The sequence below is a fragment of the Streptomyces sp. NPDC102270 genome (genome assembly GCF_044766405.1).
GTDB lineage: Bacteria > Actinomycetota > Actinomycetes > Streptomycetales > Streptomycetaceae > Streptomyces.
This window is the reverse complement of sequence record NZ_JBIWLX010000047.1, coordinates 1-20,284: the sequence shown is the minus strand read 5'-3', so window position 1 is coordinate 20,284 and position 20,284 is coordinate 1. Positions and strand designations below refer to the sequence as shown.

The following is a 20,284-nucleotide window of genomic DNA, read 5'->3' as shown; positions in this document are numbered from 1 at the left end:
ACCGGCACGGTGACGGAGCTGGCCCGGTGGCGTGGTGCCGCCTCCACCCACACAGCCGGCGTGCGGTTACGCAGTGCCACCGCAGCTCCGCGAGGGTGTCGGCGTTCCGTGAACCGTGACCCCCCATCGGTCGATGAAAAGTGACCCCTTCCGTGATCAAGTGATCAGTCTGGCTCCATGGGAGTCAGGTGGAAGAGGTGATCGGTGTGGAGGACTGGGCTGGGACCGCGCCAGGCCACCCCCGCGGGAAGGGGAGAGCGGGGTGTCCGTTCCGGGGCTCGCCAGCCCTGGGGCGACGTGCTGAGCGGCACCGTCTACCGGGCGCGTCTCTTCACGGCCGGGGCTGCTGGCCCGGTCCGGCGACGCGGCTGGGCGCGTCGGGCTGATGCCGTGCGGGAGCGTCTCGTGCGGCTGGAGATGCTGGGTCTCGTACGTCTCTACGCCGAGGGGCCGGAGATCTTCTGGGTCGTCGGCAACGAGCCGATGGCTGAACAGCAATGGCCGGCCCAAGGGCTCATCCTGCTGTCATCCGCGCGAGCTCCGCAGCCGCGGCAACGGGGTGGCCCGCCTTCGCCAGTTCCTCCAGGTGCCCGGACAGCGCTGCCAGCGGGCGGCACAGGTCGTCGTGGGCCGCTTCGCTGCCCCGTGCAAGGGCCAGATGCAGGGCGGTGATCCCGGTCTGCGTCCACCCCTCGCCGTGCTCCCGCAGCCAGTTTCGCGGATCCCCGAAGAGGTGCCGGAAGGCGGTGTCGTACAACAGGTGGCTTTCCAGCGCGAGCCGCCAGGCGACATCCGGGTCACCCTCCGACTGCCGCAGTTCCACTGCCAGTTGGCCCAGGCGTCGGGCATATGGCGGGGCTGCCTCCGGATGCGGCAATCGGCCCGTCACCGAGGCGGACTCGCCGGAGGCGAGAGCACGGTGCAGGGCCTCGACGGGCTCGCCCAAGGCCGCTCCCGCCCGCAGAATCGCCTCGCCGAGAGTGACCGGTACCCCGTCGGCCAGGATGCGTTCCTGGGCCGGTACGGCGGCCGGATCGAGGGAGGCCGCCCGGGCGAGCAGTGGCGCTGCCTCGGCCGGGCGGCCCGCGGCGCGCAGGTGCACGCCGGTGCGGGCCAGCGCACCCGCGAGGTCGCCCCAGCCCTGCTCGGCGGTGCTCAGCGTGAAGCCGTCCACGGCCAGGGCGTAGTCCCAGTTGGCATGGGCGGCTTCGATTCGGGAGGCGACCTCCGCGGCCATGTCGGTGGCGTAGCCGAGGTGCGCACCGGGGTCGGTGACCACGGTGTCGATCGCGTCCTGGTACCGGCTCAGGGCCTGTCCGGCACAGTGCAGGGCCTGGTCCGGGTCACCGTGCTGTGCCTGAACGACCGCGACCATGCTGAGCAGGCGGGCGAAGTCAAGCGAGAAGGGAGGCCCCGCGGCCTGCAACCCAGCTCCTGCGTACGCCTCCACGGCCAGGTCGGCGTCGATGAGTGCGGAAGCCGCGTGTCCGGCGAAGGAGTGGGCCGTGGCACGGCGCGCACGGACATCGCCGATCCGTGCCGCCAGCTCCGGTGACGTGGGTCCGGATCGCTTGTAGCAGCTCTCGCATTCATCGAGTGACGACAAGGCCTCTTCGATCAGGTCGACGGCGATCTGCGAGGACCCCATGGAGTACAGCAGCGACGCGAGCTGTTCGTTCAGCCGCGGTTCGTCCGGGCGGGTGGCCAGCTCCGCGCGCAGGATCCCTGCCGCCTGGCTGTGCTGGTCCAGCGACCGCAGAACGAGCTGACGGCGCTCTGCGCCTTCGGCTCGCTGGGCCTGCGCGCGGGCCTCCACGCCTTGCCGGTAAAGCTCGTACACCCGCGCCTGCCAGCCGTCGGCCGACGAAGTCATCAGTCCCCCTTGCCGCCTCTGGAGGCGCCCACCCTACTCGAACGCCCGAGCGGCCAGGGGGTCTTCTGGGGCCCGCTCACGGATCTCGATGGAGTCCTGGTGCCCTGGTGCGGCCGCGACGGAACCGGCGTGCCGGAAAATGCGGGAGCCGTGGGGTCCGGCGGGCTACCGTGAATGCCACGGTCGGTGGCGCTGTACGTGAGCTACTGCCGGATGCGGGCTGTTCGGCAACGGCCACCACAGGGAACCGGTCTGCAGGGCCGGCCTGGACACGGAAAGGCGGACATCCCTTGAGCTGGTCGATGTTCAGGTTCCGCGAGCACTGGGCACACGCGCACGACGTCCAGCAAGAGACGTTCATGGCGCTGGCGGCGATGTACGTCGAGGCCAACCCCACCTATCGCGCGGTGCCGTGGCTGCGCGAATGGCAGGCTTTTTGGCTGCGGTCGATCGGGCGGCAGCCCAACGGCCTCACGGACGTGTGCGCCGACGACTATCTGACCGACGACGGGCGGGTCGCGCAGTTCCGGGGATTCCTGCGCGATTACCAGTCGTGGCTGATCGCCTCGGAGGGTCCGTTGCGCACGGCCGCCGGGCTGGGCGCCGAAAAACTCGTCGAGTTCGCCCAGACCGTCGATGCCGTGCTCGCCGGCGACAACGCACACCCCAATGTTCAGCTCGTCCAGCAGTAGGGGCCAGCCGCCGCGGTCGTGTCCCCCGTTGTGGTGTAGCCGATCACGGTCCGTCGGCTCCGCTTCGGAGCTTCCGGGTACGTGCCGCTGTGCGGCCGTTGTGCGATCACAGCTGGTCCCGGCTCGGCGAGCCTCAACAGGGCCTCTGGCGAGGGCGGTTCGGGCCGCGACCTGCGGATTCCGCCAGGAGGGAGCTACGCGCAGGTGTCCAGGTGACGATTCCGGGCCGTTTCCGGAGCGAACTCGATGTCGCCGAGTTCGGCAACAGCAGCCCACAGTGGCACGGTGTAGACCGGATGCTCGCCGGCCTGCGGAATCGGAGACGACCTGCCACCACACGCACATCCTGAGCCACGCGGCGACCGTCCCGACCGCGGCACGGCTGGAGTACTGGTCTGCCCCCGCTGGACATACCGGCCCGGCATGACGGGTGCAGCCGTGACGACGGTGACGCGGCGGGAGGGCCGCGTCACCGGCGGGTCGGGGCGGCCGTACAACGAGCCGCCTGGCTGTTACGAAGGGATGACCTTGTCCTGCCGTGCGTTGCGTGCCAGCCGCTCGCGGACCAGCGCGAAGGCCACCACGGCCCCGGCCACCAGGGTCGACAGGACGACCTGGTCGCGGCCGCCGCCGTCGGCGGTGTCGGTCAGCATGTAGACCAGGACGAACGTGATCATCGCGATGGTGGCCCAGGTCAGGTACGGGTAGAGCCACATCCTGACGACCAGCCTGTCCGGCGACTCCCGCTGGATGATCTTGCGCATCCGCAGCTGGGAGAAGCAGATCACCAGCCAGACGAAGAGGGCTATCGCGCCGGAGGAGTTCAGCAGGAACTGGAAGACCGTGTCCGGCCAGAGGTAGTTGAAGGCGACGGCGACGAAGCCGAAGACCACCGAGGCCAGGATGGCCACCTGCGGGACTCCGCGTCCGGTGGTGCGGGCGAAGGCGGCCGGGGCGTCGCTGCGACGGCCGAGCGAGAACGCCATCCGGGACGCGGTGTAGAGGCCGGAGTTGAGACAGGACAGCACGGAGGTGAGCACGATGGCGTTCATGATCTCGCCGGCGTGCGGGATGCCGACGGAGTTCAGCGCGGCGACGTACGAGCCGTCCTTCAGGATCGCCGGGTCGTCCCAGCGCAGCAGCGACACCACGACCAGGATCGAGCCCAGATAGAACACCGCGATCCGCCAGATCACGCTGTTTGTGGCCTTGGTGACCGCGGCCTGCGGGTTCTCGGTCTCGCCGGCGGCCAGGGTGACGATCTCGCTGCCCATGAAGGAGAAGACCACCATCAGGATGCCGGTGAGGATCGCCCCCGGCCCGTTGGGCAGGAACCCGCCGTGCTCGGTCAGGTTGGAGAAGCCGGATGCCGGGTGGTCCGAGCCGGGCAGCAGGCCGAAGATCGCGAGTCCGCCGATCACGATGAACGCGCCGATGGCGACGACCTTGATGCCGGCGAACCAGAACTCGAACTCGCCGTAGGAGCTGACGGAGACGAGGTTGGTGGCGGTGAGGACGACCATGACGAGCAGGGCCCAGCCCCACTGGGGGACCGCAGGGATCCACCCGGCCAGGATCTTGGCGCCGGCGGTCGCCTCGACGGCGAGCACCACGACCCAGAAGAACCAGTACAGCCAGCCGATGGTGAAGCCGGCCCAGCGGCCCAGCGCACGGTCCGCGTAGGCGGAGAACGAGCCGGAGGTGGGGTTGGCCGCGGCCATCTCGCCGAGCATCCGCATGACGAGGACGACGAGGGTGCCGACAAGCAGGTAGGAGATCAGGATGCCGGGACCGGCGGCGGCGATGCCGGATCCGGAACCGACGAACAGGCCGGCACCGATGACACCACCGATCGCGATCATCGACAGGTGACGGTTCTTCAGCCCGGCTTGCAGGCCGGATCCTTCTGAGGCGCTCTCGGTGATGGTCACCGGATCAGGGGTGGGACGAGGGGCTTGTGTTGTCATCTCGACATCCAGGAAGCAGGTGGGGACGAGGGAAGGTTCCGGCGGGATCGGGCGGGGTGGCCGCATGGATGCCGCCGGGCGGGGTGTGCGGGGGTGCCGGGTAACGGTGCGGGTGGCGATCACGGTCGGTGGGAGGGCATGGTGGACCGTGGCCTCCGGGTCCGGTGCCTGCTGGACCGGTCGAACCGGCGACGTTCAGGAAAATAGTTCAGGACGATCGAATAAAACAAGGGTCCAGTCGTTTCACCCCATGGGGTCAGCGCGCCGTCTCCCCGGGGCACGCATGCCTCACTCCCGCCCCCTCGCACCCCGTCGGCGGACACGTGCGACGCGCCCGCCGGGGTGTAAATCCCCTGGTCGGGGCTATGACGAGCCGACCGCCGCCCCTGCCCCCTCCCCTCTGATTGCGGGCCGGTCGCGGCAGGCTCTTGTTTAACTGTTCACCTTGCTCTAATTTTTCTGCATCGCGACCCGCTCCTCCCGTCGCGACGCCCGTACCGCGCCGCGCCATGTCGTGCCCCGGCTGTTCCGGGCTGATTCGGAACCTCCTCGGGAGTGCCCATGCATCACACAGTGGCGTCGTCGCGGGAACCACCGGCGGCCCTTCCCCCTCACCGAACGCGAACTCGCCCTCGGCGCCGACCCGACGCACCGCACGACGGCCGTCGTGGGCCGCGACCGCGATCAGCAGGCCGTTAGGGTGGCGTCGTGGCGAATGCAGCGGGCAAGTTCGGGCCTTACAACCAGCCAGGCCCGGCCCGGACGTCGGTCACCGGTGTGGGACACGCCCGCGCCCTGCCCGGCGGGGGTCAGAGCGGATCCGATCTCGTCCGGTCACGTATCGCACTGCGGGTACGCCTGCGATCCGTGCAGCCTGGAGACCGGCTGCCGGACGCCGGGGTTCTCGCCGAGGAGCTGGGAATCGGCGAGATCACCGTGCGGCGCGCGCTGGAGGGCATGTGCCAGGACGGCCTGCTCGACCGCCGGCGCGGACGGGCGGGCGGAACCTTCGTCGCGCAGGACTGGGACACCGTCGTAGCCCTGACCCACGACCCCGAGGAGGCGGCTTCGCTGGACGCCTTCCAGCTCCTGCTCGAATGCGGCCTCGTGGCGCACAGTTCGGGAGAGGTCCCGGCCGAACGGCTGGACGGGCTTCGGGCGCTGGTCGAGGAGATGGAACAGACCGACGACCCGGCACGCCTGGCCGAGCTGGAGACCCGATTCCACCTGGACCTCGCGGTGGCGCTCGGCGGCGCCGGAATCCGCGAGTTCGCCGCCGATCTGCTCGGCCGGCTGTGCCTGCTGCTGCCCGCACCGGAACCCGCGGTCGTACGGGCGCAGAACCGCTGCCACGCCGAACTGCTCGCCGAACTCGGGCGGGGTGCGACCGATCCGGCCGTGCGGGCGGTGAAGGCACACCACCATTCCCGGCACCGCTGACGCCCGGTCCGTGCCGGCCCGGCCATTGAGAACCCGCGCATTCATCACGCCGCCACCCCGCACGAGGAGTTGCCGCCATGCCCAACCCCGGAGCCGGCCCGCTGTCCCCGCCGGGTCCCGTCGGCGGCGCGCCGCAGCGGCTGCGCGGCGGCGTCCTCGGCATGGCGGACATCGCCGCCGCCACGATGGCCAACGTCGGCCCGGCCATGAGCTTCTTCTTCGGTTTCGCCTTCCTGGCCACCACCGCGGGCGTGGCGTCACCGCTGACCGTCCTGGCGGCGGGCATCGCGGTGGCGCTCCTCGGCAACACGCTGGCGGAGTTCTCCCGGGCGCACCCCTCGGCGGGCAGCTTCATCACCTTCGTCGGCAAGACCTTCGGGCCGGTCAGCGCGGTGACCACGGCGCTGCTGGCGACGCTTGGCTACATCATCGCGATGGCCGGCGTCATCTCGATCTCCGGCGGGTTCGTCCAGATCACCCTGCACCACTACACCGGCGTGGACCTGCCGTGGATCATCTGGACGCTGCTGCTCACCGGGCTGGCCGTGACGCTGATGCTGCGCGGGGTGGTGGTCTCCACCAAGTGGGCCGGCTACTTCTTCGGCGCGGAGATGCTGGTGCTGGTCGTGGTCTCGGTCGCCGCGCTGGTGGAACACCGCGGCGAGCTGTCCTTCGACCCGTTCCTGCCCAGCCACATCAGCGACGGCTTCAAGGGGCTGGCGGCCGGCTTCCCGCTGGCGGTGTACCTGTTCATCGGCTGGGAGAACTCGGCGGCCCTCGCCGAGGAGACGGAGAATCCGCGGCACAACGTCGGCCGCGCGGTGTTCTCCTCCATCGCGATCATGACGGTGAGTTACATCCTCTTCGCCTACGCCACGGTGACCGGCTTCGGCTACGACGTGACCAGACTCGGCGCCTCCCGGATCCCGTTCATCGAGGTGGCCCACCACACCCTCGGCGTGCTGGCGTTCCTCGCCTACCTCGGCGGTCTGACCTCCACCCTCGGCGTACTGATCGCGGGCATCAACTCCCAGGCCCGCCTGGTGTTCAACGCCGGACGCGAGGGGCTGCTCCCCTCCTTCTTCGGTTATGTGCACCCCATCCGCCGCACACCGAACAAGGCGATCATCACCTTCACCGCCACCGCGCTGCTGATCATCGGCGGTTGGGCCCTGGGCCACCTGCTGGGGTCCTCAGGCGACTCGATGAACCCGGTGGTCTTCTTCACCGAGTCATCGACCCTCGGCGCCATCCTGATCCTGCTGGTCTACCTCGCGTCCAACATCGCCCTGCCGCTGTACTACCGCAGGTACCGGCCACAGGAGTTCCGGGTGGTCCGGCATCTGGTACTGCCCGCGCTCGGCACGGTGGCCATCCTGGTCCCGCTCTACTACCTCGCCAAGCCGGGCCAGCCCGCGCCTTACAACTGGTTCCCCTACATGGCGGTCGCCGCCCTGCTCGCCGCCGTCGGCTACGCGGCCCTCCTGGTCCGACGCGACCCGACCTTGGCCGAACGCGTCGGCTCCATCGTGGCCGACGCGGACTGAGCCCTCGCGACCGGCAAGATCGCAGACTCGACGAGGATGGACTGATCGGCGCGGCGGCCCCGCTGCTTCTCCGGCCGCGCGGCTGGGTGGAGCCAGTCGTGGCGTCACCTGAGCCCCGGCACGTCATCCCCCAATGCGCCAGTGACTTGGGTTCGATCAACGACAGGCCGACAACGTGGACCGGCCCCAGGGGATCAGGCTCGTACGTCCCGCTGCTGAACTTCCTTGAGCACTCCGGCCACCGTCGCGAAGTCGTTGTCCACGTGGAGAACCGTGTGCCCGTGGTGAACTGCGGTCGCACAGACCAAGCATCACCATCCACTCCGCACCGGTGCGCGCGGCACCCGACCGGATACGTCGCGGACGACGGCCCACAGCCGACGAATGAGAAGTACCCCGACCCTGGATCCCACACGCTCGACGCATGATGGGCGCCGTCCCGGCCCCTGTCCGGTCCCTGGATCTTGGTATCGAGCCCAAGGGCAGCCGCCCGGACTGCAAGCGACAACCTCGATCACCTGCTCCGCCGCAGGTCAGAGGGCTGGAGCTCCCCGAGCACCGCCGGACTCCAAAGTCGCGAGCAGCGGATTCAGTCCGTTCAGCCGCGGCGTGCAGGTTGCAGACACAGATCGGAAGATCCGAAAAGGACTCATAATCCGTCGGCCGTGGGTTCGAGTCCCACCCGCCCCACCTGCTCTTGCCTTGATCTTCCCATAATTGCAGGTCAGCGACCCAGGGCGGCTTCGCCGCCCGCCGTGGGGCAGGTAAATGGGCGCGCTGAACACCCCGTGGCCCTTGATCAACACTGCATCGCGGGGGCGGCAACGCAGGAGGCGGAGGTCAGCTGGTCAGCTACCTGCGGTTTTGCCCATGCCGGTTGGTATTTACGCGTCAGAGGCCCTGTGCAGTTCTGGCTCCGCGCCGGCCTTCCTGATCCTTCCAGGTCCTTCCGTCCCCTGCGTGTCCCCTGGCGGTCCGCAGAGCCCTCCCGTGAGGGGAACGGGGGGCGTCGGGCAGCATCAACCCAGGTCGAGTAACTGGGTATCCCTCTTTCACCACCTCCGGCAGCGGAAATGCCTTCCCTGTCGTTCTCCCATCGCCGATGACTTCTCTGCCGGTGCCCTTTCACAGCCCCTGCCGGTCGAGGATGCTCATCAGCTTGCGTCGGCGTTTGAGTTCCGCCCGCAGGCTGGCGAGATACCCGGTGAACGCGTCCTCGGTCCCCAGCGCGCGATGGCAGTCACGGGCCGCCAGGAGCAACCCGGCCAGGTGCTCGTAGGCACGGTCCCCGGTCGGCTCCTTCGACCGCTCGACCAGCCGCAGGTACACGCCGAGCGCCTCTGCCGGACGCGTCTGACGCGACAGGTCGGCGAGTTGCTCCCACTGCCGGTCGTCGGCCCGGCCGGCCGCCTCCCGCCAGGCGGCGTCCACATCGCCGTCGTCGAGCAGCACGTCGATCAGCACCGGCCCGCCGTACCAGCCTCCGCGCTCCCGGCGGGCGTCCTCCCTCAAGGTGGTCAGCGACGCCGCGCGCTCAACCTCCCAGCAGTCCGCCGCCCGAGCAGCAGAGCGCAGCTGCCGGTAGGCGGCCAGGGACCGCTCGACACGGAACCGGTCCCGACGCACCGCGACCGCGTCGGCCGCCCGCCCCGCCGTCACATACCGGACGCACACATAGTCGACCAGACGGCTGTCGATGTGCGTCTCGGCGACACAGTCCCGCAGTCCCCGCTCGGCCCAGGCGAGTGCCTCTTCCGTGCGGCCCGCCGTTTCCAGTTCCTCGGCGATGAGCAGATGGGTGGCACCGGACGGATCGAGGTCCTGCGCATGCAGGGCGATCAATGCGTCGACGTTGCCCTCCGCCTTGATCAGGCGCTCCATCAGGTAACGCTCCGCCCAGCCGGACGGCCTGCGCCTGAGTGCCTCAGCCGCCAGCTGCCGCATGCGGGCCAGTCCGCTCGGCCCCAGCACGTCGGCATAGTCAAGCGGATCCAGGTCCGGCACATCGCTGTCGTCGGCGAGCAGACGTTCTACCAGCCACTCCGCCAGCCGCTCCGGATCGGGGCGTGTGACCCCGCAGGCCTCCAGATGGGCCTCCGCCACTGCGGCGGCGGCCTCCCCGACCACGCCGTCCGAGTCGTCGATCTCCCGGTACGTCTCTCCCAGCACCCGGAGCGCCTCCTCGGCCAGAACGACCGCCTGCGCGGCCTCCCCGTCGGCGGTCAAGGCGCGCAGGGCACTCGCCGCCTCGGCGACCTGTCGTCCATACCCGGAGGCGTCCGGGTACTCGATGTACCCGTACCGGGCGAACGGCCGTGGATCGATCAGCGCGGTGATCCGATCCCGGACCGTACCGAGGTCAGAACGAGCTGCGGCGGCCCGCAGCTCCAAGCGTCGGCGCAGTTCCCGGTCCTCGGCGATCTGCTCCCGCACCAGCGCCAGGAGTTGCTCGCGTGACAGCCCCGAAAGCCACGCTTCCAAGCCGGAAGACCGTGCCCGCGCCGCGGCCCGCTGCTGCGGAATCGCCTTCGCCCGCCGCAGCACGGCCAACCCGACCGCTACACAGTGCTTGCAGAAGTTGCCCTCCTGCCCGTACGGGCAATCGCACCATCCCGAGATCCCGTCACTCCCGCCGAGGGTGAGCTCCACCTCGTAGACATCCGTACCGTGCACCACGGCGACGACCGAGCCCTCTCCCACATCCAGACCACTCACCGCGTCCAGATACCCCAGCCCCCGCTCGAAGGACCGAGCCCCGGCCAGCACCCTCAGATCGTCCTCGCCGAATCCCACCACTTTCCGTGCCACACCGGCATTCAACCGCGGATCGGCAGCTCTTGGAGACCCGAGGAACCCCGGCAGTCCACATGTGTGGCCGCATGCGACGACTGAGCACCCCATCGAGCAGCGGGACTTACGGCGCATCAGCGATGATGGGCGGCCCGAGCGAGGGGATGGTGAACGCCGGGTGGTCGCCGTCCTCAGAGCCAAGTACGTCGGGAGCTTGCGCCGGATCTCAACCACCAGCTGCTAGCAGCGTGCATTCACGCTGTCTCACTTCACGGGTGATGCGGACGGAGGCCGAAGCGGCGGGCCAGGTCGTGCGCGACCGCATCCACCCAAAGCAACTGGCATGACCGTCCGCACATCAGGGCCGCATGGACACGACCTGGATGTGACTCCCCGGCAGCGGACGCTGCCCGGTGAACGTCGTCGGCTACCCGATCGACCCGTCGGACGATGAGGTCGCTCAGCGTCGCACCGGCCGAGGCCGCCGATGCCGGAGAGGAGCTCTGGGTGATGGCGGAGGGAGTCACCCTTCCAGCGTGGGCTCCCACACCATTGGGCTGCCACCGATGTTCCGCCAGGCACTACGGCTACCCCGCCAACCTCTCACCCATGGGAGCTGCGAGAGGACCGAGCCGACGAGCGATAGCCCCCCGGTGTCTGACCGACCAGCTCGGTGAAGGCGTCGATGAAGCTGCTGGGGTTCGACCAGCCCAGCCGGATCGCCGTGTCGGTGACCGAGGCGCCGTCGCCGAGCTCGATCAGCGCCCGTTGAATGCGCAGCAGGGTGCGCCACTGACGGAAGCTCATCGACAGCTCGCTGCCGAACAGTCGGCTCAGGGTGCGTTCGCCGGCGCCCGTGCGGTGGCCCAGCTCGGCCAGGGTCGCCGGGCTTGCTGGGTCCATGTGAAGCAGGTCGGTGACCGCCTTGAGACGCCGGTCGATCGGCTCCGGGAGGCGCAGCGGCTCCTGTGCGGCGCGGGCGAGCTCGGCGAGTACGACGTCGATCAGCAGCCGCGCACGGGGGCTCTCCAGCGGCTCGCCCTCGCTCGTCAGCGCCAGATAGGCCTCGCGCAGCAACGCGCTCGCCACGAAGACCGACGGCTCGGCCGGCAGCTGTCCGGTCAGCGTCACGGGCAGCGACAGCACCCGGATGTCCGTCTCGCCGTACGCCTTGCTGCTGTGCACCGCGAAGGGGGGCACCCACATGATCCGACTGGCCGGCGCCACCCAGGTGCCCACCTGGGTGGCTGTGACCAGGGCCCCACGCGCGGCGTAGCGGAGCTGGCCGTAGTCGTGGAAGTGCGCGGCCACGTCGGCGCCATGGGCCAGCGGCGCCGACAACGGCGCATCGTCGGTGCAGAAGCTCGGCTCGCCGCTGGGGTCGGACACGCGATCGAGGCTACCCGACACTGGCGGGTTATCGGGAGAACCTGGCGCGATACCGGTGGTGAGCCTGGCGCCGCAGACGCATCGTGGACACATGTCACAACAGATCAAGCTCGAGGACGCCGCGCCCGCGTCGTCCTCCCCCCACCGCCGAGGTCAACACCGGACTCGTGCTCACCTCGCTCACGCCCTGAGTGAAGGGTGGCAGCGATGAGCACACAGACGACCGGCACGATCGCAGTCTTCGGCGCGACGGGGCAACAGGGCGGGGCGGTGGTCGACGCGCTGCTGGACCACAAGGCCACGGTGCGGGCCCTGGTCCGCAACCCGCAATCCGACCGGGCTCAGGCGCTGGCCGCCCGCGGCGTCGAGCTGGCGGCCATCCGGACCGACGACCCGGCGTCGCTGGCCGCCGCGCTGACGGCGGTCGAGGCGTTCTGCTTCATGACCCCGGAAGCGAACAACCTCGAAGAGGTCGAGACGGAGATCCGCATCGGCACCGCGCTCGTCGACGCGGCGGTCGCGGCACGCGTCCCGCACGTCGTGTTCAACTCGGTCTTCGGCGCGGACCGGGAGCGGGGTGTGCCGCACCATGACTCGAAGCACTCGATCGAGGAGCACCTGAGGAAGTCCGGCCTCAGGGCCGCGATGGTTCGCCCGACCCCCTTCATGGAGGAGATGGCACCGAGCCTGGAGCACGGAGAGATCGTGCTGAGGCTGCCGCTGCCGGAGGACGTCGCCCTGAAGATGATCTCGGTCAGGGACGTCGGCCGGGTCGCCGCCGCGCTCCTGCTCGACACCGCGGAGGCACCCGGCGGAGCTGTCGAGCTCGTCGGCGACGAGCTGACGGGCCCTCAGATCGCCGCGGCGTTCGGCGCGCGCGCCGGGCTCCCGGCACGTTACGAGGCCCTCCCGTTGAGCGTGCTTCCCAGCGACCTCGACAGGGCGATGTTCCGCCAGTTCGCGAAGGCGGCGGAATACCCGTCGGATCTTGCGGTGGTGCGGGCGATCGAGCCGGCCACCCTCGACCTGGCCGAGTGGATCCGATCCACCGGCTGGACCGCGCCCACAAACGTGGCTGGTTCCTGAGCCTCCGAGCCGGAACTGGTCGAAGTGCCGGTGCGGCCGCCACCGGTCCCGGCCAAGTTGATCTTTCACCTAGAGCGACGAGCACTGGAGCAGGACATGAAGGCGATCACCTACACCGAGTTCGGCGGCCCGGAAGTCCTCCGCCTCGAAGAGGTCGACGAGCCGCACGCCGGACCCGGGCAGGTGCGGCTGAAGGTCGTGGCGGCAGGGGTCAACCCGCTCGACTCCAAGATCCGCAACGGGTTGAGGCTGCAAATCGCCCCGCCGTTCCCGGTGATCCCCGGCGTGGAGGCGGCCGGCGTCGTCGACGAGGTCGGCGAAGGCGTGACCGGCGTCGCGGTGGGTGACGAGGTCCTGGGCTGGACCGTCACCGGCGCATACGCCGAGCACGCGCTGGCCGTCGACTTCGGCCCGAAGCCCGCGGACCTCGACTGGGACCTCGCCGCGGCACTGCCCGTCGCCGTCGAGACCTCGGTCCGCGTGCTCGACGCCCTCGGCGTCGGGGAAGGCGACACGCTCCTGCTGCACGGAGCCGCGGGTGTGGCCGGCGCCGTCGGTGTTCAGCTCGCGGTCACCCGCGGCGCCACGGTCATTGGCACCGCCTCCCCCGGCAACCACGACTACCTGCGCTCGCTGGGCGCGATCCCGGTCGCCTACGGCGCCGGCCTGGCCGACCGGGTCCGCGAGGCCGCACCGCAGGGCATCGACGCCGTGTACGACGCCGCGGGGGCAGGCGACCTGGAGGTGTCGATCGACCTGCGCGGCGGCACCGACCGGATCATCACCATCGCCGACCTGAAGGCCGCCGAGCTGGGCGTCACCTTCTCCGGCCCCGGCGCCCCGTTCGGTTCCCGCCTCGGCGAGTACGCCCGCCTCGCAGCCGACGGCAAGCTCACGGTGCGCATCGCGCAGAGCCTTCTGCTGGAGGACGCCGCGAAGGCGCAGGAGCTGAGCGCGGGCGGTCACGCCGCCGGGAAGCTCGTCCTGCGGCCGTAGCTCAGCGCCCGGCCGGCTGCGGAGGCACGACGGCAGCGCACCGGCCAGTCGCCACGGTCCTGGCGAACCCGGCCGGCTCGTCCGCCTCCACCGGTCCTGCCTGCCGCACGGCCTCGAATAGGACACGCCGCCCGCTGCAGTGCTCCTCCACCTGCGCGACCAACGCCGGTAGCAACGGCCGGCGTTGCCTGACCCGGTCGGCGGTGCGTTCGTTGATCCGGCGCGGCCCAGCGCGCCCACCGCTGGGGTTCCTCCAATGCCCAGCTCTGGATGTCCATGTAGAACGCGCGGACCGGCAGCAGCATGCCGGTACCGCCGTCGACCCGTGGTTTGCCGTCCTTGCGCAGCCGGATGGCCTCGCGCCACTGGTCGTAGACTTCCTGCGGCAGGTTCAGGTCCTGCTGGCCGCGGATTACGAGTGGGCGGTTCGTGATTCTTTGAGGGGTTCTGGCGTCGCCTGACGGTGTGAGTTACCAGGGCAATGAGGGGCCGACGAGGACGGCGCCGGGGCCGCGTTCGAGGTCGTGATGATCGGCCTGCGCCACCAGCAGACGTCTTCCATGGCATGGCACCGCTCGCCGGCCTTCAACCTCCGGTTCGTCGCGTCTGCGGCGTCCGCCAAACAGCCGATGATCACGGCCTCCCCCGGGCCCGGCGCCAACATCCGCACCACGGCGCTGAGCGACGGCGGCATGACAGCCGCATGGCTCGCGATCGAGCTCCCCAGAGTTGAGTCCGAACCCGGTCAGCACGGAGCTCCTCGGGCGGCCGGCCAGAGCCCACGGGGACTGGTCAGCAGACCTCACCGAAACCCTGCGTCCCCAACACGTCCACAAATCACGAAAACGAAGCCGCGGAGACGCTGCCAGCTCGTGACGTTGCTCAGCCACAAGTCCTGATCATCAGCATTGCCGCAGGTCAGCGCGATGTCTGCTCAGCGAGGGAGCGAGAGCCTCGCCCCGTTCCGAAGCCGCGAGCAGCGGATTCAGTCCGTGCAGGCAAAGTTGACGCCCCGACACCCAAGAAAGAACGTTTCCGCAGGTCAAGAGCCTGCACAGGTGGGGCGGGTGGGACTCGAACCCACGGCCGACGGATTATGAGTCCTTTGAGGATCTTGGCGACCCTTGTCGATCAAGGCCAATCTTGGCCGTTTCCCCAGCTCAGACGCTGTTTGGCGCCTCAGTGCTTCTCGGCCCTTGTCAGTCTTTTCCGATCCTTGTGTCCAAGCTGCGTCCAGAACGCGTCCCGGATGGGCACGCTCACCCGGTTCACGGACCCTCTTCCCAACCGAGGAGAGGCTCTCGAAACCATGCGCAGCGGATTTCCTTTCCAACGCGCAGCGACTCAAGGGCAGGTGGATCGCCCCCAAGTGCAAGGACCAACGTCCGGTAGCCCGACGCCTCCGTGATCACGTGGGTGCTTCCCTGCGGACGCACGGCCAGGGCGGAGCTTAATCCGGCCGGGAACGAAGACCAGCGCCCCAGCTCGGGAGGCGATCTCGACCCCGCCCGCAGCGGACTCCCTTTCCAACCGCGCGGAGGCTCTCCCCGGGTGCTGAGGCAGAGCCTCTACGCCATTCGGGGAGCGGGGCAGTACGGCGACCAGGCCCGCCGCAAAAACGACAGCTGGGCACCAGAGGCTGAAGCCTGTGCCGTACGCGACCTGCAGATCTGCGGACGACACCGCACGCAAGGCGGCGAGCCAGATCCACGACACTGATCCGGGGCCCTGAAGGCACACGTCCAGGAGTACGTCATGCCGGACAACAAGCCCCTCGTCGACGTCGCCTGCGGCGCGGCCACGGTGCTCGGCCTAGGCAGGCTGGGCACGCAGCCTGGCCTCCGGCACCACCCACCCCTCGCTCAACCCGTCCGACTGGCTTAAAGGCGGTCGCCGGAACAGTTCCCACCCGTAGCGGCAAGCACACTGACGGCACCGCCGTCGACATCCGGATCACCATGCCCAAAGTGACGACCTCCCGCCTCACCTGGAAGTTCGAACGCTGAAAGGAGCCCCCCGGGAAGTCCCTGGCGCACACCCCTCTCCTGACTCGCTCGCCGCAAGGCCACAGATCCGGGAAACAGACCACCCAGGGTCACGCGAGTCGATATACAATCGATCATGTATATTGATATACACCGCAGTGTGCATGAGGAGGCCATCTTGAGCCGCACCGTGATCGACCTCGACGACGAGGCACTGGAAGAAGCCGCCAAGGAACTCGGCACCACCACCAAGCGCGACACCATCAACACCGCCCTGCGTGAGGTCACCGCCCGCTACCGGCGCCTGCGCGCGCTCGAAGACGCCCGGCAACTGGTGACCGACGGAGCCCTGGACATCGACATTCTCCTGAACAAGAACCAGTACCGGCCGTGACCGTCGCCGACTACCTCATCGACACCTCCGCCCTCGCCCGCGTCCTGCTCCGCCAGACCACAACTGAGTGGGACGACAGGATCGGCGCCGGCCTCGTCGCGATCTGCGACATCACGGAACTCGAGGTCCTCTACTCCGCCCGCTCAACCGCGGACCGCGCGCGACTGAAGGCTGCACTCGACGCCCACTACGTGTGGTGCCCCATGCCTGACGGCATCTACCGCCGCTCCCGCATCGTCCAGGAACAACTGACCACCAAAGGGGAACACCGCAGTGCGGGCCCCGTTGATCTCCTGGTGGCCGCCGCCGCGGAAGAAGCAGGCCTCACCCTGCTCCACTTCGACCGCGACTTCGAAACCATTGCTCGCACGACGGGGCAGCCGGTCCGCATGATCGATCTCAGGCAGTAGAGTCCGCGCGGCTGCACGAACGGGCGTCAAGCCTCTCGCCGACCGCCCACCCGGGGCGCTATCACGGCGATTCCCCCACTGCCGGACGGCACTCTTTCCGCGCCCTCGCACCCGCCCCGCGCACTGAGTCGCCTCGCCTACACCCAGTCCGGGGCATGGCACGCGCGGGTGAACTGCCGTACTCACCCGCCGTACTTCGTCGATCACTTGTCGGTGGTCGCGCCACCGAGCGCAACGCCGGGGTCGCACGTCAGGAGTACCGGCAGGCCACGGTCCTGGCTCAGCTGTCGACCGCTGTTGGTTACTGGTAGGACCGGTCGCGCTCGCCGCCATTCGTTGTCGATCGAGTCACCCATACGTGCACCTGTGCCGGAGGGCGACGTATCGGGGTCCTTGCCACATGAGCTGGTGGTCCAGGGTTCAGGATCCGGTGCGATAGCGGCTGATCATGAGGGCGACGGCTTCGTCCACGATCGCGGCGTCGGCGGGGTTGGGCGGGACGAAGTCGGTCCGTACGAGTTGGGGCCACAGGAACTGGCTGCAGATCATGCCGAGGAACTGTTCGGCGACTTCGGATGCCGACTGTGGCTGTCCGTCGGCCGAGCGGAAGTCGAGTGTTCCGGCCTGTGCTTCGGAGTCCAGGTAGTCGCGGAGCCGGTCGAAGAAGGGGCCGCGGTCGATGGCGAAGCCGGTACCGACGATGTCGGCGAGTTCCGGCATCTGGGGGAGTTCGGTGATGATGAGGCGGCACAGCGCCGCCGTGCCGGGCCGCGCGACCAGGCAGGCGTAGTCGCGGCCGATGTGGTCCAGGCCGTACCGGGGATCACCGGGCGGGGGCGGTTCCGCGTACTCCACGTCCAGCTGCCACTGTTCGGAGGTGACGGCCGCGAACAGCGCGGCCTTGGTGGGGTACCGCTTGAAGAGGGTGCCGGTGGAGACGCGGGCCTCCTTGGCGATCTGGGCCAGGGAGGTCTTGTCGTATCCCCGGGCGAGGAAGAGGTCGCGGGCGGCGCGGATGATGCGCGCGCGGTTCTCTTCTTTGATCTGCGCGTGATAGCCGGGCCGGCACACGTCGCCACCGGTTTGTGCAGGGGCCTCTTCCGACAGAGTCGGAAAACAGCACCCATCGCCTCCTCGGAAAGGACGTCGCGGGCGTCGGCCGGTCAGCCGCGTTGCCGTCGGGCGCGCAGGGCGTTCCAGTGGCGTAGCCGTTCGCTGACCTGGGCTTCGTAGCCGTTGCGGGTGGGCTGGTAGTACGTCTCGCGGTCCATGTCGTCGGGGAAGTAGTCGTCACCGGAGAAGCCGTCGGCTGTGTCCGGGTCGTACTGGTAGTCCTTGCCGTAGCCGAGGTCTTTCATCAGCCGGGTCGGGGCGTTGAGGATGTGGGCGGGTGGCATGAGTGAGCCGGTGTGCCGGGCTGATCGGTGTGCGGCGTTGAAGCCGCGGTAGACGGCGATGGACTTGGGGGCGGTGGCGAGGTGGACGACGGCCTGGGCAATCGCCAACTCGCCCTCGGGGGAGCCGAGTCGCTCGTACACGTCCCAGGCGGCGAGGGCCTGCTGGACGGCGTGCGGGTCGGCCATGCCGATGTCCTCGTTCGCGAAGCGGACCAGGCGGCGGGCGACGAACAGCGGGTCCTCGCCGCCGTCGAGCATGCGGGCGAGCCAGTACAGGGCCGCGTCCGGGTCGGAGCCGCGCATCGACTTGTGCAGCGCGGAGATCAGGTTGTAGTGGCTCTCCTGCGCCTTGTCGTACAGCGGGGCCCGCTGCTGGATGTGATGGGCGAGCCCGGCGGTGTCCAGGGTGGTTTCGGTGTCCGGGAGGGCTTGGAGCTGTTCGGCCATGTTGAGGAGGTAGCGGCCGTCGCCGTCCGCCATGGCGATCAGGGCGCGGCGGGCGTCGTCGTCCAGGGGCAGATGGTGGCCGGTGAGCTGCTCGGCGCGGTGGAGCAGCGTGGACAGCGCGGCTTCGTCGAGGCGTTTGAGGACGAGGACCTGGGCGCGGGAGAGGAGGGCGCCGTTGAGTTCGAAGCTCGGGTTCTCCGTGGTGGCGCCGATCAGGGTGACGGTGCCGTCCTCGACGTAGGGCAGGAAGCTGTCCTGCTGGGCACGGTTGAAGCGGTGGATCTCGTCGACGAACAGCAGGGTGCCCCGGCCGATGCCGCGTCGGCTTCGTGCGGCGGCGAAGACCTTGCGCAGATCGGCGACGCCGGAGAAGGTGGCCGACACCGGCTCGAAGGCCAGGTTGCCGGCGTCCGCGAGGAGCCGGGCGATGGTCGTCTTCCCGACGCCGGGCGGGCCCCACAGGATGGCGGAGCCGAGGCGCTGCTGGGCGACCATGAGGCCCAGCGGGGCGTCCGGGGCCAGGAGATGGTCCTGCCCGACGACATCTTCCAGCCGGGTGGGGCGCAGGCGGTCGGCGAGGGGCCGGGCGGGCTCCTCGCCGAAGAGCGGCAGGGTCGGTTCCATCGGTCTCTCGGGTCGGAAGCGGACGTATGCGGACGTGGCGAGCCGTGCACGGGGGCACTGACAGGCGTCGGCTCAGCCGCTCGTGGGGAATCTCGCGGCGCTCATCGGGCACCGGGGCGGTCGCGTCGCGGCAGCCGCTCGGCGACCAGGTCGTAGGAATCCTCGACCGCGTCGGTGACCAGCCGCTCAGTGACACCGGGACCCGGCCCCAGCGAGATCCAGTGCCTCTTGTCGAGATAGCGGCCCGTAGTGATCGAGGCGTGGCCGCGCTCCAGTGCCCGCGCGTGCTCGGGCTCGCACTTGACCGTGATGATCTGTTCGTCCGGGTCGTCGGTGACGATCAGGAACACCTTGCCCGCGACCTTGTACACGTCGAGCCCTGGGGTGAAGGGGTAGCCGTGGCTGACGTCGGGGAGGGCCAGGGCCACCTGTCGGGCGGTGTCCTGGAGCCGGTCGCCGGCCGCGCTCACCGGGCCGCCCGCGTGCCGGTGCCGTAGGTGTGCGGGTCGACAGGCCGCTCGGCCTTGGGCAAGTGAGCGACGACGAGCCGATAGGAGTCGGTGACGAGCTCCCTGACGAGCTCCTCGTCGACGCCTTCTCCGCTCTCCAGCGTGATCCAGTGCCTCTTGTTCATGTGGTAGCCGGGGGTGATGTGGCTGTACTGCTCCCGCAGAGCGTGGGCCTCACCGGGGTCCGCCTTGAGGATCACCACGGGCCGCCCGGGGACGTCGGTCATCAGCATGAACACCTTGCCGCGCACCTTGAAGACCTCCCAATCAGGACCGAACGGGTGTTCCAGCTGAGCTCCGGGGAGTTCCTCCGCGCAGTCGGCGGCGATCGTGTGCAGGGCCGATCCGTTCATGGGCGTTCCCTTCCTCAGGCGGTGACGGACTGCGGCATCGAAAGACGTGGGGGGCGCGCCGCGCGGGCGCGGCGGCACGTCCCATCCTTCCGTCGAAGCCGACTGGAAGGGCGGTAGGCTGCGGACACGTGATGGTCGACAAGCGACACCCTGACCCGAGCGGAAGCACGGCCGGACCGGCTGCGGTTCCGCTCTACGGTTTCCAGCCCCCGGTCGGTACTCCCTACGGCCTTGAGGTGAGCACCGTCGAGGACTTCTTCGCCCAGCACGACGACTGGCCGTGGAACCCGCCCCGTCCGGGCCGTGCCACCTTCCACTACCTCATCGCCGTCACCGAGGGCGAGCTGCTGCACGACGTCGACCACGTCACGCGGACCGTCACCCC

At 69.4% G+C, this 20,284-nt stretch carries 15 protein-coding genes and 2 pseudogenes; 8 read left to right on the top strand and 9 right to left on the bottom strand.

Translation table 11 applies throughout. The features are described from left to right. Positions 1-514: 514 nt before the first annotated feature. Entirely contained in the window at positions 515-1,873 is a 1,359-nt protein-coding gene (locus ACIRP7_RS44765; RefSeq protein ID WP_403672561.1) for a hypothetical protein, read from the bottom strand. Between the two features lie 290 nt (positions 1,874-2,163). Between ACIRP7_RS44765 and ACIRP7_RS44760 the strand changes: the two genes are divergently transcribed. Beyond that, positions 2,164-2,565 (top strand): hypothetical protein, encoded by a 402-nt coding sequence (locus ACIRP7_RS44760; RefSeq protein ID WP_403672558.1) that lies wholly within the window; start codon positions 2,164-2,166, stop codon positions 2,563-2,565. A gap of 512 nt (positions 2,566-3,077) precedes the next feature. On the opposite strand, the gene ACIRP7_RS44755 is transcribed toward ACIRP7_RS44760, so the two are convergent. Beyond that, positions 3,078-4,532: an amino acid permease gene (locus ACIRP7_RS44755; protein ID WP_403672555.1), complete on the bottom strand. Its 1,455-nt coding sequence runs from the start codon at positions 4,530-4,532 to the stop codon at positions 3,078-3,080. A gap of 708 nt (positions 4,533-5,240) precedes the next feature. On the opposite strand from ACIRP7_RS44755, the gene ACIRP7_RS44750 reads away from it, so the two are divergent. Both ACIRP7_RS44750 and ACIRP7_RS44745 read left to right on the top strand, forming a co-directional pair. After that, entirely contained in the window at positions 5,241-5,972 is a 732-nt protein-coding gene (locus tag ACIRP7_RS44750) for a FadR/GntR family transcriptional regulator (protein ID WP_403672552.1), read from the top strand. A gap of 77 nt (positions 5,973-6,049) precedes the next feature. Further along, positions 6,050-7,519 (top strand): APC family permease, encoded by a 1,470-nt coding sequence (locus ACIRP7_RS44745; RefSeq protein WP_403672549.1) that lies wholly within the window; start codon positions 6,050-6,052, stop codon positions 7,517-7,519. 194 nt (positions 7,520-7,713) lie between these two features. On the opposite strand, the pseudogene ACIRP7_RS44740 reads toward ACIRP7_RS44745, so the two are convergent. The 3 genes and pseudogenes from ACIRP7_RS44740 to ACIRP7_RS44730 form a co-directional block, all read right to left on the bottom strand. Next, positions 7,714-7,827 (bottom strand): annotated as a pseudogene (locus ACIRP7_RS44740) (VapC toxin family PIN domain ribonuclease); the annotation flags it as partial. 817 nt (positions 7,828-8,644) lie between these two features. Further along, entirely contained in the window at positions 8,645-10,327 is a 1,683-nt protein-coding gene (locus tag ACIRP7_RS44735; protein ID WP_403672547.1) for an SWIM zinc finger domain-containing protein, read from the bottom strand. 585 nt (positions 10,328-10,912) lie between these two features. Next, positions 10,913-11,698 (bottom strand): AraC family transcriptional regulator, encoded by a 786-nt coding sequence (locus tag ACIRP7_RS44730; protein ID WP_403672544.1) that lies wholly within the window; start codon positions 11,696-11,698, stop codon positions 10,913-10,915. A 207-nt stretch (positions 11,699-11,905) separates the two neighbouring features. Here ACIRP7_RS44730 and ACIRP7_RS44725 point away from each other — a divergent pair, with 207 nt between their 5' ends. From ACIRP7_RS44725 to ACIRP7_RS44710, 4 genes are all read left to right on the top strand, one after another. Then, positions 11,906-12,784: an NmrA/HSCARG family protein gene (locus ACIRP7_RS44725; protein ID WP_403672541.1), complete on the top strand. Its 879-nt coding sequence runs from the start codon at positions 11,906-11,908 to the stop codon at positions 12,782-12,784. 96 nt (positions 12,785-12,880) lie between these two features. Continuing rightward, the gene (locus tag ACIRP7_RS44720; RefSeq protein WP_403672538.1) at positions 12,881-13,780 is read left to right on the top strand and encodes an NADP-dependent oxidoreductase; all 900 of its coding nucleotides are present in this window, start codon (positions 12,881-12,883) and stop codon (positions 13,778-13,780) included. Between the two features lie 2,163 nt (positions 13,781-15,943). Next, positions 15,944-16,159, top strand: coding sequence for a type II toxin-antitoxin system VapB family antitoxin (locus tag ACIRP7_RS44715; RefSeq protein ID WP_031047790.1), 216 nt, complete (start codon positions 15,944-15,946; stop codon positions 16,157-16,159). Then, positions 16,156-16,569 carry a PIN domain nuclease gene (locus ACIRP7_RS44710; RefSeq protein WP_392774580.1) on the top strand — a complete coding sequence of 138 codons (414 nt, stop codon included), beginning with the start codon at positions 16,156-16,158 and terminating at the stop codon, positions 16,567-16,569. The genes ACIRP7_RS44715 and ACIRP7_RS44710 overlap by 4 nt, the downstream gene beginning before the upstream one ends. Before the next feature lie 420 nt (positions 16,570-16,989). On the opposite strand, the gene ACIRP7_RS44705 is transcribed toward ACIRP7_RS44710, so the two are convergent. From ACIRP7_RS44705 to ACIRP7_RS44690, 4 genes are all read right to left on the bottom strand, one after another. After that, positions 16,990-17,640 carry a TetR/AcrR family transcriptional regulator gene (locus ACIRP7_RS44705; RefSeq protein ID WP_403672534.1) on the bottom strand — a complete coding sequence of 217 codons (651 nt, stop codon included), beginning with the start codon at positions 17,638-17,640 and terminating at the stop codon, positions 16,990-16,992. Between the two features lie 92 nt (positions 17,641-17,732). After that, positions 17,733-19,037, bottom strand: coding sequence for a replication-associated recombination protein A (locus ACIRP7_RS44700; protein WP_403672531.1), 1,305 nt, complete (start codon positions 19,035-19,037; stop codon positions 17,733-17,735). 101 nt (positions 19,038-19,138) lie between these two features. Next, positions 19,139-19,507, bottom strand: coding sequence for an MmcQ/YjbR family DNA-binding protein (locus tag ACIRP7_RS44695; protein WP_403672528.1), 369 nt, complete (start codon positions 19,505-19,507; stop codon positions 19,139-19,141). Further along, positions 19,504-19,899 (bottom strand): MmcQ/YjbR family DNA-binding protein, encoded by a 396-nt coding sequence (locus tag ACIRP7_RS44690; protein ID WP_403672525.1) that lies wholly within the window; start codon positions 19,897-19,899, stop codon positions 19,504-19,506. Before ACIRP7_RS44690 ends, ACIRP7_RS44695 begins: the two co-directional genes overlap by 4 nt. A gap of 128 nt (positions 19,900-20,027) precedes the next feature. On the opposite strand from ACIRP7_RS44690, the pseudogene ACIRP7_RS44685 reads away from it, so the two are divergent. Continuing rightward, positions 20,028-20,284, top strand: a pseudogene (locus tag ACIRP7_RS44685) (AraC family transcriptional regulator); the annotation flags it as partial.

Bases quoted from the DNA above. Each gene is read 5' to 3' on its own strand.
- ACIRP7_RS44765 (WP_403672561.1), bottom strand. From the start codon at position 1,873: ATGACTTCGTCGGCCGACGGCTGGCAGGCGCGGGTGTACGAGCTTTAC.
- ACIRP7_RS44755 (WP_403672555.1), bottom strand. From the start codon at position 4,532: ATGACAACACAAGCCCCTCGTCCCACCCCTGATCCGGTGACCATCACC.
- ACIRP7_RS44745 (WP_403672549.1), top strand. From the start codon at position 6,050: ATGCCCAACCCCGGAGCCGGCCCGCTGTCCCCGCCGGGTCCCGTCGGC.
- ACIRP7_RS44725 (WP_403672541.1), top strand. From the start codon at position 11,906: ATGAGCACACAGACGACCGGCACGATCGCAGTCTTCGGCGCGACGGGG.
- ACIRP7_RS44720 (WP_403672538.1), top strand. From the start codon at position 12,881: ATGAAGGCGATCACCTACACCGAGTTCGGCGGCCCGGAAGTCCTCCGC.
- ACIRP7_RS44700 (WP_403672531.1), bottom strand. From the start codon at position 19,037: ATGGAACCGACCCTGCCGCTCTTCGGCGAGGAGCCCGCCCGGCCCCTC.
- ACIRP7_RS44690 (WP_403672525.1), bottom strand. From the start codon at position 19,899: ATGAACGGATCGGCCCTGCACACGATCGCCGCCGACTGCGCGGAGGAA.